This is a genomic window from Mesorhizobium sp. CA14, from assembly GCF_020165195.1.
GTDB lineage: Bacteria > Pseudomonadota > Alphaproteobacteria > Rhizobiales > Rhizobiaceae > Mesorhizobium.
The window spans coordinates 78,581-93,502 of record NZ_JAIUHR010000004.1 but is presented as its reverse complement, the minus strand read 5'-3'; the positions used below and the strand labels follow the sequence as shown (position 1 = coordinate 93,502).

16 protein-coding genes are annotated in these 14,922 nt (G+C 62.5%); 3 read left to right on the top strand and 13 right to left on the bottom strand.

Translation table 11 applies throughout. From position 1 onward, the window contains the following. Nucleotides 1-19: 19 nt before the first annotated feature. The 8 genes from bamA to LB565_RS06740 all read right to left on the bottom strand — a co-directional run bounded on the left by bamA (nucleotide 20) and on the right by LB565_RS06740 (nucleotide 8,654). Nucleotides 20-2,383 carry an outer membrane protein assembly factor BamA gene (gene bamA, locus LB565_RS06775; protein ID WP_224582363.1) on the bottom strand — a complete coding sequence of 788 codons (2,364 nt, stop codon included), beginning with the start codon at nucleotides 2,381-2,383 and terminating at the stop codon, nucleotides 20-22. A gap of 218 nt (nucleotides 2,384-2,601) precedes the next feature. After that, nucleotides 2,602-3,744: an RIP metalloprotease RseP gene (gene rseP / locus LB565_RS06770; protein WP_224582362.1), complete on the bottom strand. Its 1,143-nt coding sequence runs from the start codon at nucleotides 3,742-3,744 to the stop codon at nucleotides 2,602-2,604. 105 nt (nucleotides 3,745-3,849) lie between these two features. Further along, nucleotides 3,850-4,665, bottom strand: coding sequence for a phosphatidate cytidylyltransferase (locus LB565_RS06765; protein WP_224582361.1), 816 nt, complete (start codon nucleotides 4,663-4,665; stop codon nucleotides 3,850-3,852). Between the two features lie 12 nt (nucleotides 4,666-4,677). Beyond that, entirely contained in the window at nucleotides 4,678-5,397 is a 720-nt protein-coding gene (locus LB565_RS06760) for an isoprenyl transferase (RefSeq protein ID WP_224582360.1), read from the bottom strand. Nucleotides 5,398-5,428: 31 nt separating this feature from the next. Beyond that, nucleotides 5,429-5,983: a ribosome recycling factor gene (gene frr / locus LB565_RS06755; protein WP_082037291.1), complete on the bottom strand. Its 555-nt coding sequence runs from the start codon at nucleotides 5,981-5,983 to the stop codon at nucleotides 5,429-5,431. Between the two features lie 90 nt (nucleotides 5,984-6,073). Continuing rightward, a complete protein-coding gene (pyrH, locus tag LB565_RS06750; protein WP_040987265.1) occupies nucleotides 6,074-6,796 on the bottom strand; it encodes a UMP kinase in 723 nt (240 codons plus the stop codon). A gap of 184 nt (nucleotides 6,797-6,980) precedes the next feature. Beyond that, complete coding sequence (locus tag LB565_RS06745) at nucleotides 6,981-8,090, bottom strand: aldo/keto reductase (protein WP_224582359.1); 1,110 nt, start codon at nucleotides 8,088-8,090, stop codon at nucleotides 6,981-6,983. A gap of 36 nt (nucleotides 8,091-8,126) precedes the next feature. Then, a complete protein-coding gene (locus tag LB565_RS06740; protein ID WP_224582358.1) occupies nucleotides 8,127-8,654 on the bottom strand; it encodes a nuclear transport factor 2 family protein in 528 nt (175 codons plus the stop codon). A 114-nt stretch (nucleotides 8,655-8,768) separates the two neighbouring features. Between LB565_RS06740 and LB565_RS06735 the strand changes: the two genes are divergently transcribed. Further along, nucleotides 8,769-9,695 (top strand): LysR family transcriptional regulator, encoded by a 927-nt coding sequence (locus LB565_RS06735; protein ID WP_224582357.1) that lies wholly within the window; start codon nucleotides 8,769-8,771, stop codon nucleotides 9,693-9,695. A 54-nt stretch (nucleotides 9,696-9,749) separates the two neighbouring features. Here the strand turns inward: LB565_RS06735 and tsf are convergent, their stop codons facing one another. From tsf to LB565_RS06710, 5 genes are all read right to left on the bottom strand, one after another. After that, nucleotides 9,750-10,670 (bottom strand): translation elongation factor Ts, encoded by a 921-nt coding sequence (gene tsf, locus LB565_RS06730; RefSeq protein ID WP_224582356.1) that lies wholly within the window; start codon nucleotides 10,668-10,670, stop codon nucleotides 9,750-9,752. 119 nt (nucleotides 10,671-10,789) lie between these two features. After that, entirely contained in the window at nucleotides 10,790-11,569 is a 780-nt protein-coding gene (gene rpsB / locus LB565_RS06725; protein WP_224582355.1) for a 30S ribosomal protein S2, read from the bottom strand. 176 nt (nucleotides 11,570-11,745) lie between these two features. Beyond that, nucleotides 11,746-12,357, bottom strand: a complete 612-nt coding sequence (locus LB565_RS06720) for a LysE family translocator (RefSeq protein WP_224582354.1) — start codon at nucleotides 12,355-12,357, stop codon at nucleotides 11,746-11,748. Continuing rightward, complete coding sequence (locus LB565_RS06715; protein ID WP_140841277.1) at nucleotides 12,354-12,632, bottom strand: DUF4031 domain-containing protein; 279 nt, start codon at nucleotides 12,630-12,632, stop codon at nucleotides 12,354-12,356. Before LB565_RS06715 ends, LB565_RS06720 begins: the two co-directional genes overlap by 4 nt. Before the next feature lie 82 nt (nucleotides 12,633-12,714). Continuing rightward, the gene (locus tag LB565_RS06710) at nucleotides 12,715-13,545 is read right to left on the bottom strand and encodes a cell envelope integrity EipB family protein (protein ID WP_224510391.1); all 831 of its coding nucleotides are present in this window, start codon (nucleotides 13,543-13,545) and stop codon (nucleotides 12,715-12,717) included. Nucleotides 13,546-13,683: 138 nt separating this feature from the next. Between LB565_RS06710 and LB565_RS06705 the strand changes: the two genes are divergently transcribed. Both LB565_RS06705 and LB565_RS06700 read left to right on the top strand, forming a co-directional pair. Beyond that, the gene (locus LB565_RS06705; protein WP_224582353.1) at nucleotides 13,684-14,148 is read left to right on the top strand and encodes a RidA family protein; all 465 of its coding nucleotides are present in this window, start codon (nucleotides 13,684-13,686) and stop codon (nucleotides 14,146-14,148) included. Between the two features lie 8 nt (nucleotides 14,149-14,156). Beyond that, nucleotides 14,157-14,885, top strand: a complete 729-nt coding sequence (locus LB565_RS06700) for a glycerophosphodiester phosphodiesterase (protein WP_224582352.1) — start codon at nucleotides 14,157-14,159, stop codon at nucleotides 14,883-14,885. Nucleotides 14,886-14,922: the final 37 nt, after the last annotated feature.

Genomic DNA, 14,922 nt, shown 5'->3' with positions numbered 1-14,922 from the left:
AACGATCGCGACCGCGAAATTAGAAGCGGGTCGCAATACCGAAGTTGAATTCCTGCGTTTTGTCGGTCGACTCTTTCTTGACCGGAATCGCATAGTCGATGCGGATCGGACCGAACGGCGAAGCCCACATCAGGCCAACACCGACCGAAGCGCGAAGCTTCATGCCAGCCGAGTCTGAATCGACGCCGACAAGCTTGTTGCCATAAAGCGTCGCCGCATCGGCAAATACCGCGCCGCGCAGCCCGAAGCTCTCCGGAATAACCGGAAGCGGGAACTGGGCCTCAGCCGAAGCATTGAAGTATGTCGAGCCGCCGAGATGGTCTCCGCTGGTTCCAGAAGCCACCGGGCCGATGCCGCCATATTCGAAGCCTCGGATCATACGGTCGTTGCTTTGGAAATAATCAAAGATGCGCAGATCATTGCTGCCGTAGCCCGCGATATAACCCGCCCCACCTGAGATGAGACCAACCAAGTCAAGCTGTTCCGACAGGGTCTGGTAAACGCTCGCACGCCCGGTCAACTTCACCCACTTGGCATCGCCGCCGAGGCCGGCAAACTCAGTGCTGCCGGTGATGTAGAGACCCTCATGCGGGTTCTTCATATCGTCGATGGTGTTGTAGACAAGGCCCAGGCTGACAGACGACTTCAGCCACGGGCTTTCTGCAATACCAGCTTGAATTGGCGGAGAAACATTGCACTTCGTTGTATCTAGCGCACCATTGGTCAAGCAATGGTCTGGGTAATCATACTTTTCCTGCGAGATGTTATACGCCAGCTGCGTCGAAATGCTGTCGGTGATCGGCAGGCCGAACCGAACCGTCGCACCAGTGACGTCAGTGTCGTAGTGGTCATACTCGCGGGTCGACTTGTAGATATCGAAGCCCGCCGCGATGCGCCGTCCGAGGAAATAAGGCTCGGTGAAGGAAACGGCGAAGTCGCGCGAATGCTTGCCGCCGCCGGCCGACAGCTTGATGTATTGGCCGCGGCCGAGGAAATTGCGTTCGGTGATCGAGCCTTCGATCGACGGTCCGGGCGTGTCGCCGCCTGTCGAATAGCCGGCGCCGACCGAGAATTCGCCGGTCGACTTCTCGACCACGTTGACCACCAGCACGACCTGGTCAGGCGCCGAGCCCGGAACCGTCGAGATGTCGACGGACTGGAAATAATCAAGGGCTTCCAGCCGCTTCTTCGCGCGCTGGATGAGCACCTGGTTGAAGGCGTCGCCTTCGCTGACATCGAATTCGCGACGGATGACATAGTCGCGCGTGCGGTCGTTGCCGCGGATTTCGATGCGCTCGATATAGGCCTTGGTGCCCTGGTCGATGGTGTAGACGACCGAGATGGTGTGGTTCTCGAAATTGCGGTCGCCGCGCGGCGTCACCTGGGCGAAGGCATAGCCCGAGCCCGCGACCTTCTCGGTCAAGGCGACGATCGAATCCTCGACGTCCTTGGCGTTGTAGACGTCGCCCTTGTGCGTTTCGACGACCGATTCCAGCGACTTCGAATCGACTTCAGGAATGGTGCTTTCCACGCTGACGTCGCCGAACGTATAGCGATCGCCCTCCTGCACGGTGATGGTGACCGTGTATTTGTTGGTGGTGTCGTCGAGCTCGCCGACGGCCGAGACGACTTGGAAGTCGGCATAACCGTGATTGTAATAGAAGCGGCGCAGCAGCTCCTGGTCGGCGCGCAGCTTGTCCTCGTCATAGACGTCGTCGCGCAGCACGAAGGACAGCCAGGACGAGCGCTTGGTGTTGATGACATCCGACAGGCGGCGACTGGAAAAAGCGTGGTTGCCGACGAAATTGATCGCCGCGATCTGGGTGCGGCCACCTTCGTTGATGTTGAAGACCACGTTCACGCGGTTGTCGCCAAGATCCATGACCTGCGTGGTCACCGCGGCATCGTCGCGGCCGATGCGCTTGTAGGCCGTCTTGATCGCCTCGACATCAGCGTCCAGCGCCTGCTGCGAGAAGGTCGCACGCGGCTTCAGCTGGATAGCGGCCTGAAGCGCGTTGTCCTTCAGCTTCTTGTTGCCCTGGAACAGGACCTGGTTGACGACCTTGTATTCGGAAACCTTGACGACAAGGCTCGAACCGACCTGGTTGATCCGGACATCCGAGAACAGCCCGGTGCCGAACAGCGCCTTGACGGCGTCGTCGATATCGGAGCTGGAGAAAGGCTTGCCCGGCTTGATCGCAATGTAATTGCGGATCGTCTCGGCATCGACGCGCTGGTTGCCGCTGACCTCTACCCGCGAAATGACCGCGGCTTCGGCCACGGATGTGGCGGCCAACTGCACTGCGAGCGCGCCTGGCATGACCAGAGCGGCGGACAAAGCCGCCGCGGAAGCGGCGCTCAGAAACTTGGATGCTGCCTTCATCGGGCTTTTGTACCTTTTTCTCGTAGTCCCCACGGCGAGAAAACCGGACGTGCGGTATTTTCCCTTACCGTATTAACCGGATTTTCCCTACACGCAAGGCTCCCGGTTAATTTGTATTTACTTAACCGTACCGCGTGGCTTTCGCGTCACGCATATCCCCACGCATGGTAAACGGCATCTCAATATGACCGGCGCTGAAGCCAAATTTCTTCATGATTTCAGCACCCAAACAGATCGTTCCAAAAAACGAAGCCCATGAATCCGAGCACCAGGAACAGCCCGGTCCGATAGGCCATCTCCATCATTCGCTCCGACACGGGCCGCCTAATGACGGCCTCCACGCCGTAGAACAACAGATGGCCGCCGTCGAGGGGGGGAATCGGCAGGAGATTGAGAAATCCTATTCCGACTGACAGAAATGCAACAAGCTGCACCAGCCACTCGAAGCCGAGCTTGGCTGCCTGACCCGACATCTTCGCGATCTTGATCGGGCCACCCAGCTGGCATTTGTCCTCGCGCCCAAGCGCAAAGCGCTGCAGAAACTGGCCGGTGCGCTCGATCACATGCCCGGTTTCTTCGACCGCCGCCACGACGGCGCCGGCTGGCGTATAGGAGATCAAGCGCGGCTGGCCGAGCTCGGCATTGTTGACGACGCCGATCACCGCGACCTTGACCTTGTTGCCCAGTGCATCCTGCTGCTCCATGGGCTCCGGGGTCGCCGTAACGTCGATTTCCTTACCGTCGCGCAGCATGGTGAAGGTGATGGCGTCGCCCGCCCTCCCCGAAACCAGCCGCTGCACGTCGGCGAAAGTCTCCACCTTGCTGCCGTCGACTCTAACGAATCGGTCGCCTGGTTGGATTCCGGCTTTTTGCGCCGGGCTGCCGGCCGTGACTTCGGCCACCGTCGGCTCCAGGACCGGGCGGCCATAGAGGGAAAACAGCACCGCAAACACGGCAATCGTCAGCAGGAAATTGAACAGCGGCCCCGCGACGACGGTGGCGGCGCGCTTCCAGATGGGCTGCGTATGAAAGGCGACCTCACGCTCAGCTTCCGTCAGCGATTCGAGCTCTTCCGTGCCCGGCTGGCTCGACGTCGCATTCATGTCGCCGACGAATTTGACGTAGCCGCCAAGCGGAATGACGCAAAGCTTCCAGCGCGTGCCGCGACGGTCGTAAAAACCGAAGAGCTCAGGGCCGAAGCCGATGGAGAAAGCCTTCACGCCGATGCCGCACCAGCGGCCGACCAGATAGTGGCCCATCTCGTGGACGAACACGACCACGGTCAGCACGAACAAAAACGGCACGAGCGTGCCAAGGACGAAGCCTTGTGTGCTGAAGACCGCGTGAAAGATGTCGTTCAAGTCATGCCCTCAAATTCGCCCGCACGCGACATTCCACCGCGACTGTGGCATCAATCCGGGCGAATCGGTGGCGCGCGCCATTTTTCGCCTTACTGCTTACGTCGTTCAGTTTGGAAAAAGCCCCAATGCCGGATGCTCGGCGCCCGCCGCGACCCAGCCTATGACGTACAGCGCGAACGCGGCCGCGACAAGCCCGTCCACCCTGTCCATGACGCCGCCATGACCGGGAATGAGGCTGCTGGAATCCTTGGCGCCGTGCCGGCGCTTGACCCATGATTCGAACAGGTCGCCGATCTGCGAAACGATCGAGAGCGCCAGCGCGACGAGACCAAGCTGGACGAGATTGCCGGCGCCGGCCGCAATTGCGAGCAAAACTCCGGCGATAACGCCGCCGACCGCGCCGCCCAGCGCGCCGCTTTGCGTCTTGCCGGGCGAGATCGATGGTGCAAGTTTCGGGCCGCCGACCGCGCGGCCGACGAAATAGGCCGCTATGTCGGTCGCCCAGACGACGGCGAACAGGAAGAGAATCGCAATCAGCCCGGAATGATTGTCGTCACGGAGATAGGCGAGCGAAAAGCCGGAAAGAGCCGCATAGGCCACCCCGGAGGCTTCCCAAGGCGCTGCCCCCCTGATCCGGGCGGCAATGGCCGCGACCGCCACAAGGATTGCGATAAGGAGGAGCAGCCACAAGGCCGGTAAGCCGGTGATCAGTGCGCCGATGAAGATCACAATCAGCGCTTCGGGCAGGAAGCCGAGCGCCGCGCCGTTGCCGGGGCGCGCCATGCGCGTCCATTCATAGAAGATCAGCGCCGCTATTCCCGCGCAGAACAGCCGAAACGGCACTCCGCCGAGCCAGGTGAGCGCAAGCGTCAGAGCCGCCATCACGATTGCCGAGATGACGCGCTGCTGGAGGTTGCTCATTCCTGGCGGCGCCTAAAGCGCGACATCGCGGGCGGCGAGCCCGCCGAAGCGTCGTTCACGGCCAGCAAAGTCGCGCAGGGCATCGGCCAGATGCTCGCGGCTGAAGTCCGGCCAGTAGCAAGGCAGGAAGACAAGCTCGCTATAGGCGGCCTGCCAGAGAAGGAAGTTCGACAGCCTGAGCTCGCCGCTGGTCCGGATCACCAGTTCGGGATCAGGAATGCCCTGCGTGTCGAGCGATGCCGCGAAGCTTTCGGCCGTGATCGCGTCGCTCGCCATGTCGCCGCGCGCGACGGCATCCGCCAGCTTGCGAGCGGTGCGCACGATCTCATCGCGGCCGCCATAATTGAAGGCGATCACCAGCGTCAGCGCCTCGTTGCCGGCGGTCAGCGATTCGGCGTCCTGCAACAGGCCCCTGATGTCGGGCTGCAGACCTTCCTTGTCGCCGATCACCCTCACCCGCACCCCGTTCTGATGCAGTTCGGCGAGATCGCGGCGAATGAACAGCTTCAAAAGACCCATGAGGTCGCTGACCTCGGATTTCGGTCGCGACCAGTTCTCTGAGGAAAAGGCGTAGACGGTCAGATAGGAGACGCCGAGCTCCGGCGCGGCGCGGACCGTCTTGCGCAGAGCCTCGACGCCGGCGCGGTGCCCGGCAAGGCGCGGCAGGCCGCGCGCCTTGGCCCAGCGTCCGTTTCCATCCATGATGATCGCGACATGCGCGGGCGTTGCCATAGTCTCGCTTTCGAGCCGGAAAATCCCGACCCTAAACCTGCATGATTTCAGCTTCCTTATCGGAAAGCAGGTGATCGATGGTGCTGATCATCTCGTCGGTCAGCTTCTGGACCTGGTCGGACCGCTTGCGCTGATCGTCTTCGCTGATGGTGCCGTCCTTCTCAGCCTTCTTGAGGAAATCCATGCCGTCGCGGCGGACATGGCGCACCGCGACGCGCGCGTTCTCGGCATAACCATGCGAAATCTTGACCAGTTCCTTACGACGCTGCTCGTTGAGTTCGGGCAGCGGGATCCTCAGCGTGGTGCCGTCGACGATCGGATTGAAGCCCAGATTGGCTTCGCGGATGGCGCGGTCGACCGCGCTGACCATCGACTTGTCCCAGACCGACACCGAAATCATGCGCGGCTCCGGCACCGAGACATTGGCGACCTGGTTGATCGGCATCGCAGTGCCGTAGGCCTGCACCTGGACGGCGTCGAGCAGGTTGCTGGAGGCCCGGCCGGTGCGCAACGAAGCCAGGTCATGTTTGAAGGCGGCGATCGCCCCGTCCATGCGTCGCTTCAGGTCTTCGTACTCGCCACTCATGATCATCTCCTCGACCCGTTCGCCGGGTTCACTGTTTCTATCGTCGTTCGGTTCGCGGTTCCGCAGTCGCTCAGCGGATCCCGACGCCTGTTACTTGTCCGTGACGACCGTGCAATGGCCGCCGCCCCTCAGAATATCGCCGAAACCACCTTTTTCGTGGATCGAATAGACGATTATCGGAATGTTGTTTTCGCGCGCAAGTGCAATCGCGGCCGTATCCATGATCGCAAGCCCGCGTTTGATGACTTCGGCGTGGCTGATGCGGTCGAAGCGGACAGCGTTCGGGTCTTTCTTGGGGTCGGCCGAATAGACGCCGTCGACCTGCGTGCCCTTGAACAGCGCATCGGCGCCGATCTCGGCGGCGCGAAGGGCCGCGGCAGAATCGGTGGTGAAGAACGGATTGCCGGTGCCGCCGGCGAAGATAACCACCTTGCCCTGGTTCATATAGGCCGTCGCCTGGCGCTGCGAAAAGCTCTCGCAAAGTTCCGGCATGGCGATCGCCGAAAGCACGACGGCGTCGACGCCGATCTTGTTGAGCGAGGTGCGCAGCGCCAGCGAATTGATGACGGTGGCGAGCATGCCCATGTGGTCGCCGGTGACACGGTCGCCGCCTTTCGAGGCCACAGCCACGCCGCGAAAAATGTTGCCCCCGCCGATGACGACACCCACTTCGACGCCCAGCGCGCGCGCCTCGGCAATGTCTGCAGCGATGCGGTCGACCACCGAGACGTCGATGCCGAAATGCTGCTCGCCCATCAACGCTTCGCCGGAAGCTTTCAGCACGACACGTCGATAGAGGGGCTTCACCGTCATCTCATTCCTCGAAATCTCGGCGCGGCAAATTTGGAGGCAAACCGCCCCCGCTTCATCCGGCGATGCTGTCATGACGGGTTGACCCGATACACGAAGGGCGCGACGATGTCACGCCGCGCCCTCGTGCAAAATTCCAGGCTTTTTCGGTCGGTAGCCGCCTCTTTGATCAGTTGCCATCTTTTGATCAGTTGCTTGAGATGCTGACCGCCTCGCCTTCGATGATGACCGCGGGCGAATAACCTACCGGCTTGTCTCCCGTCACCGCGCCGCCGGTCACCCGGACCTGGATCTCGGAGCCGAAATAGGAATGCGGGAACGGCGCAGGCGTGGCGCTGACCTTTTCCAGCCGCGCGCGAAGCTCTGCGGGAATCGAAAAATCGAGCGCGCCAAGATTGTCCTCGAGCTGGTTGAGCTTCGTCGCTCCAAGGATGACGGAAGCGATGCCTGGCTGCGTCGCCACCCAGTTGAGCGCGACCTGGGCCATGCTGCGGCCGAGTTTGCCCGCCACCTTCTCGAGCTCCGCCACGATCGCCCAGTTGCGGTCGCTGAACTTCTGGAAACCAGGATGCGTGGTGTTGCGGAAACCGTCGAGCCTGCCGGCGTTTCCGGCTTGCGTCGGCCTGTATTTGCCGCTGAGTAGGCCGCTGGCCAAAGGGCTCCACACCATGATGCCAGCGCCATGACGGGTGGCGAAAGGCACATATTCATGTTCGATGGCGCGCTCGGCGAGCGAATATTCGAGCTGCAGCGCCGAGACCGGCTCATAGCCGCGCAATTCGGCGATTGCCTGGGCGCGGCCGGCATACCAGGCCGGCACGTCGGAGAGGCCGATATGGCGCACCTTGCCGACGCGAACGAGGTCGTCCAGCGTGCGCAGCACCTCCTCGGCCGGAGTGATCCTGTCCCAGACATGCAGAAGGTAAAGATCGATATAGTCGGTGCCGAGCCGTTTCAGCGAGGCGTCCACGGCCCGCATGATGTTCTTGCGGCCGTTGCCCCCGGCATTCGGATTGCCGGCTTCGGAATTCATGGTGAATTTGGTGGCGATGACCGCCTTGTCCCGCAGGCCGCGCTCGGCCACGAACTCACCGAGCCAGGTCTCGGCAGTGCCAGCGGTATAAAGGTCCGCCGTATCGAAGAAGTTCCCGCCCGCTTCGACATAGGCGTCGAACATCGCTCGGGCCGTGTCCCTGTCCGCGCCCCAGCCCCATTCGGTGCCGAAGGTCATGGTGCCGAGCGCCAGCCGGCTGACGCGCAGGCCGCTATTGCCAAGCGTGTAATAGGTCATGGTCATGGTTGGTCTCCCGATTCTGAACTGATTTGCTGCCGGTCACTGGCCGGGGGTCGCCTTGACCCAGGGATTGCCGCGCTCATGCGTTATCCGGAAGGTGAAGCCGTCGACCTTCCAGCCGGCAGCCGAGCGTGTCAGGTGGTGCTCATAGGTGCCCCAGACTTCCCAGAGCGGATCGCCATTGCCTTCCATCCGGTTCCAGGCATAGCCGTTGGAGCGGACAGTCGCGGCATCGGCTTCGAGCACGACCTGATGGTTGGTGCGAAGATGCAGGCTGGTCTTGCTGCCCTTGAGGTTGCCCGCCCAGGCGCCGATCAGGTCGTCGGACGCGATATTGGCCGCGGGCTGCCCGGACAGGCTGCTGAAATCGGCGGTGACACGCTCGGCGAAATAGCTGCGCGCCAGCTTCCAGTCCTGCGCATCCACCGCGCGGTCGATGGCGTCGGCGATGCGGATGACGGCACGCTCATCGGCAAGCGCCTTCCAGCCGGCCGGTTCGGCACCGCCGGCATCGACCGGCGCCAGCGCCATGCCTGCCGCAAAAGTTACATGTCTCAACGCGTTCATTTCGTCTCTCCTTGGCCATCAGCCCGCCGCCGATGTGTTGACGCCAATATGAGACGGCTCAGGAGTATCGATAAGATTGCACTGTTCGCAAAGACTGTGCGATATTATTCATGAATGGATCGCGATCTGCTCACGCACCTGCCGGTCATCGTCGCCGTGGCGCGGCGCGGCGGCTTTGCGCTTGCCGCGGCTGAGCTCGGCATGAGCCCGTCTGCCGTCAGCCATGCGGTGCGGCTGGTGGAAGAGCGCATCGGCCAGCCGCTCTTTGCGCGTACGACGCGCAGCGTCTCGCTGACGGAAGCCGGCAAAGCGCTGGTGGAGACCGCGGCCCCTGCCCTGCAGGACATCGCCGAGCGGATGGATCGCATTCGCGGCGTGAAAGGAAGGCCGGCCGGCCTGCTCAGGATCAACGCCTCCAACATAGCGATCCCCTTGGCGGTGACGCCGGTGGTCGCGGCGATGGCCGAACGTTATCGCGATGTGACGGTCGAAATCGTTGCCGACCAGGGACTTATCGATATCGTGGGCGAAGGTTTCGACGCCGGCATCCGGCTGGGTGAAATGATCGCGCAGGACATGGTCACCGTCAGGATGACGCCGCCGTTCAAAGCCGTGATCGTCGCTTCTCCCGCCTATGTCGGAAAGCACGGCCGTCCGCGCGACGTGGCCGATCTCGCCAATCATAACTGCATCGGCTACCGGCTGGTTCGGTCCGGCGCGCTTTACCGTTGGGACCTGAACGACAACGGCAAGGATGTCGTCGTCGAAACGCGCGGCACGGCCATTGTCACGGATTCGCTTGGCGCCATCGATCTGGCGCTGGCCGGCGTCGGGCTCGCCTACGTCTTCGAGCCGCTGGTGCGCGCCGACCTTGCCGCCGGTCGCCTTGTCCAGATCCTGCCGCAGACGGGGATCGAGGAGCCGGGACTCTTCCTTTATTTCCCGCGCCGCGCGTCGATGGCGCCGAAGCTGAGGGCTTTTATCGATACCGCACAAGAAATCGGCCGGGCATCCATGCGGACACCCGGCCGAGTTGCCTGAGCTCGTGAGCTCTTCACCTTGAGGGAAACGCTGCGCGTTTCCCTTGGATCAGAGCTATTTCTTGACCGCAGCCGCGACTTCCGCCGCGAAATCGGTCGTTTCCTTCTCGATGCCCTCGCCCAGCGCATAACGCAGATAGGCGGTGATCTTCGCCGGAGCGCCGATCTCCTTTTCCGCATCCTTCAGCGCCTTCTCGACGGTGACGTCGGGATTGAGCACGAAGGCCTGCTTCAAAAGCACCACCTCTTCATAGAACTTGCGCAGGCGGCCCTCGACCATCTTCTCGATGATGGCGTCCGGCTTGCCGGACTGGCGCGCCTGGTCGGAGAAGATAGCCTTCTCGCGCTCGACAAGCGCCGGGTCGACTTCCTCGGCGGTCAGTGCGACCGGGTTGCTGGCGGCGACATGCATCGCGACCTGGCGGGCAAAGGCGTTGGCCGCATGCTCGTTGCCGGTGGTCTCGATTGCCACCAGCACGCCGAGCTTGCCCAGCCCATCGGCCACCGCATTGTGGACATAGGTCGCCACCGCGCCATGCGGCACGGTCAGCTTGGCCGAGCGGCGGAAATTGATGTTCTCGCCGATGGTGCCGACCGCGTCCTTGACGGTCTCGGTGACCGTCTTGTCGGAGCCCGGGTACTTGGCGGCGGCAACCGCCTCGGTCGCGCCATAGGCGAGCGCGACCTTCGCGATATTGCGGACCAGCTCCTGGAACTGCTCATTGCGGGCGACGAAGTCAGTCTCGGAATTGACCTCGACAATGGCGGCTTCACGCACGCCGGAGTCGACGCCGATCAGGCCCTCGGCGGCAGTGCGGCCAGCCTTCTTGTCGGCCTTCGAAATGCCCTTCTTGCGCAGCCAGTCGACGGCCGCTTCCATGTCGCCGTTGGTCTCGTTCAACGCCGCCTTGCAGTCCATCATGCCCGCGCCGGTCAAGTCGCGGAGTTCTTTGACCTGTGCAGCCGAAATCGTCATTGTCGCCTCTTTGTTTCAAATACGCCGACGCACCATCGGGATTCGATGATGCGCTCGGCAAAAGCGCTTTAGCGCGCCAGCTTATTGGAAAGATGAAGGCCGCGATCCGGCCTTCCTCATCAAGCTTCCGGAGCTTCGGCAGCCGGAGTGTCGAGCGCCGGCTCGACCGGAGCCTCGGCCGAAGCGCCGACGTCGACGCCGAGCGCGCCCTGCTGGCGGGCGATGCCGTCGATGGCGGCCTTGGCGATCAGGTCGCAATAGAGCTGGATGGCGCGGGCCGCGTCGTCATTGCCGGGGATCGGGAAGTCGATCTTGTCCGGGTCGCAGTTCGAATCGATGATGGCCACGACCGGAATGCCGAGGCGCTTGGCCTCGAGGATGGCGATCGCTTCCTTGTTGGTGTCGATGACGAACATCAGGTCCGGCGTCGAGCCCATGTCCTTGATGCCGCCGAGAGCCTTGTTGAGCTTCTCGCGTTCGCGGTCGAGGTTCAGGCGCTCCTTCTTGGTGAGGCCCTGGGCCTCGCCGGCGAGCGTCTCGTCGAGCTTGCGCAGGCGCTGGATCGAGTTCGAGATCGTCTTCCAGTTGGTGAGCATGCCGCCCAGCCAGCGCGAGTTGACATAGTACTGGGCCGAACGCTGCGCGGCATCGGCGACGATGTCGGACGCCTGGCGCTTGGTGCCGACGAACAGCACGCGGCCGCCCTTGGCGACGGTGTCGGACACCTGCTTCAGCGCCTGGTGCAGCAGCGGCACCGTTTGCGACAGGTCGATGATGTGGATGTTGTTGCGGGCGCCATAGATGTAAGGCGCCATCTTCGGGTTCCAGCGGTGGGTCTGGTGGCCGAAGTGAACACCAGCTTCCAAAAGCTGGCGCATGCTGAAATCTGGCAGAGCCATTCTTTAGTTCCTTTCCGGTTGGCCTCCACGGACACAGGCATTTCGGACAGGATGTCCTGATGCCACCGGAGGTTTCAGCCGGATTTCTCCCGGGCAGACACCAAAGTCCGTGTGTGGAATGAGCGCGCATATAGAGGGGAAGTCCCATAAACGCAAGCCGGGTATCGCTTCGCGCATCAACGTGCGGCAATCAGCGCACCGGTGCCGATCATCGCGCCACCAGCGACCCTGTTCATGAGGCGCATGCGCTTCGGGGTTTTGAACCACCCGGCTGCCCGCCCCGCCATCGCGGCATAGAGGCCCATGGTGATGATATTGACGCTGACCACGACAAGGACCACGAGCAGGCCATCGGCGAAGGTCATGGTGTCAAGGTTGAGGATCAGCGGCATGATGGAGGCGTGGAACAGAATCGCCTTCGGATTGCCGAGCGCAATGGATGCGCCGAGAAAAAAGAACCGCGACAGCCGCGCCTGTGTCTGACGAGAGTCGTTCGGTTTCTGGGCGGTGGTCCGCCACATCCTGATGCCGAGAAAGACCAGGTAAGCGGCGCCGGCGTATTTCAGCAAAAGAAAAATCCACTCGAAGGTCTGGGCCAAGGCCACCAGTCCGAGCAACGCCAGGGTGACCAGGACGGCGTCGCCCGCGGCGACTCCCATGCCGGCTATGAAAGCGCGCAAGAACCCACGCGACAGACCATTGCTGATGACCGCGAACATCGCCGGTCCAGGCGTGGCGGCGGCCAAGGAGATCGCGACGCAATAAGCCAGGAACGCCGTCACCGTCATCGTCTTACCTTCCCATTCGGAACCCGCACGCGGCGGAAGATCGCCACGATGTCCTCGCGGCTGCATTCGATCGCCCCAAGCCTCACCGCGCGATCACGCTCGAAGCCAGTGATATCGTAATGCGGCGCCGATGTCTTGGGCGGCCCCTGATAGGACGAGCGCTTAAGGCCTAGCTCGGCGGCAAAGCGATGGAGTTCGTCGGTATTGTCGGCGAGCAGATGGCACCAGCGGTGGCCGGCCCATTTCCAGATCGCCGCATCGACATAGACCGCCATCAGGCCCACCGCATTGGGTGAGCCTCACACATGGCATTCGCAGACCAAGCCTGCAAGCCGGGCCGGCTGCCGTCAGCAAATGCTATTTCGAAGCAGGGCAAGGCTTGGTCTGGTCGAACAGCGACAGGTTCACCAGCTTGCCGGTCATCGAGAACTCGCCATAGTCCATGACGAGGTCGCGCGTGATGCCGTTCTCATGCAGCTTGAAGCTGATCCGGTATTCCGGCACCTCTTCGCCGCTTTTGTCGGTATCGTCGAAATAGGCGATGTCGACCGGCCAGTATTTGTCGGAGGCGAGCTTGGCCAGCGCCGGCGCTTCCGGGTCTGTCTTCTCGGCTTCGGTCTTCTTGCCGACGATGACCGTAGTGGTCATCACCTTGTTGGCGTCCTCGGAGCCGTCGAACAGGTTGGTCTGGTAGAAATTCTCGCCCTTCTCGGCCTTGCCGATCAGCTCGACCAGATGCTGGGTCGGAAACTGCGTCGCCGCGAGCTCGAGACTGTTCTTCTCCGGCTTGTCGATATCGACCTTGAGGCCCTTCGCTTCCCTGGTGGCCGTGCCTTTGACTTCCTTGTCGAGGTTCTGGTCGACAAAGGATTTGGTCACGAAGGAAAAGGTCTTGCCTTCGGCGTCCTCGAAGGTGGTCGTCTGCTGGTCGGTCAGCCTGGTGTTGTCGTTGGTCACGATCTGGGTAACGAAGCGGAACTTGACCGTATAGCCTTCGCAGGCGGAGCCGTTGAACTCGTAGACCATGCGGCCGGTGATGCCGGTAATGCCTGAACGGTCGGAGGCCTTGTTGAGGGTCAGATCGTAGACGGCGCGATGCGCCTGCAGCGCTGGCACAGCAAAGGCCGGTGCCATCGGAAACGCGGCCGAAAGGCAGGCGGCGGCGAGAAAAAGGCGCGTTGCGCGCATGCGTTGCTCCGGTCGTCGCGGCTGTGGGCAGGCCGCAGGGAAAGATGGTCCAGCTTAAAAAAAGTCGTGGCGGAAGCGAGGCAAAAATAGCAATTTCGGCCCGGCCAACGCGGCGTCTTCCAGCAATAGGGAAAACCAATGAGCGAAACAATCGAAAAGCGGCTAAGCGATCTTGGCGTCACCCTTCCGGCCGCCGCCGCGCCCGCCGCCAACTACGTGCCCTATTGCCGCGCCGGCAACACGCTCTTTACTGCCGGCCAGCTGCCGCTGAAGGACGGCAAGCTGCAGGCAAGCGGGTTGCTTGGCCGCGACATCGACACCGCCGCTGGCAAGGAAGGCGCGAAATTCTGCGCCATCAACATCCTGGCGCAGGCCAAGGCGGCGCTCGGCGATCTCGAAAAGATCCGCCGCTTGGTCAAGATCACCGTCTTCGTCGCCTCCGCGCCTGATTTCGTCGAGCAGCATCTGGTCGCCAACGGCGCCTCCGACTTCCTGGTCGCGGTACTTGGCGAGCGCGGCAAGCACGCCCGCTCCGCCGTCGGCACCGCCTCGCTGCCGCTCAACGCCGCGGTCGAGATCGAAGCGATCTTCGAAGTCGAGTGAGGCTTAACATGACCGATCTGTCCTGGCTGATCGCGCGACCTGTCGCGCATCGCGGCTTCCACGACATGAACAAGACCCGCTGGGAGAACACGCTGTCGGCCTTCGCCGCGGCGGCCGAGCGCGGCTACGCCATCGAATGCGACGTCCATATTTCGTCCGACGGCGTCCCGGTCGTCATCCATGACGGCGACCTGAAACGCCTCACCGGCCAGGATGGGTTCGTCTGGCAACGCACCGCGGCCGAGCTGGCGACGCTCAGGATCGGCGGCACCAAAGACCACGTCCCGACGCTCGAGGAGGCGCTCGACCTGATCGACGGCCGCGTGCCGCTGGTGGTCGAGCTGAAAGGCATTCCCGGTCACGACACGGGGCTGGTGGCAAGCGTCGGCCGGCTGCTCAAGCGCTACAAGGGCAAGGTGGCGATCATGTCGTTCGACCACTGGCTGATCCGCGACTTCGCCAAGGATGCGCCGGGCATCCCTGGCGGGCTAACCGCCTATGGCAGGGACAACCAGCTGATCGAAGCGCATTTCGCCATGCTCGCGCACGACCTCGCCTTCACCTCCTACGCCGCCGGCGACCTGCCGAACCCCTTCGTCAGCTTCGTGCGCGAAAAGCTGAAAATGCCCGTCATCACCTGGACGGTGCACGACCAGCCGGCGGTCGACCTCACCTTCAAATATGCCGATCAGATGACCTTCGAGGGCTTTGAGCCTGATCTGGTGAAGGTCGCCTGAGGAATGCCTGAAACGTGACTTGTAGACGCCTGGGTGA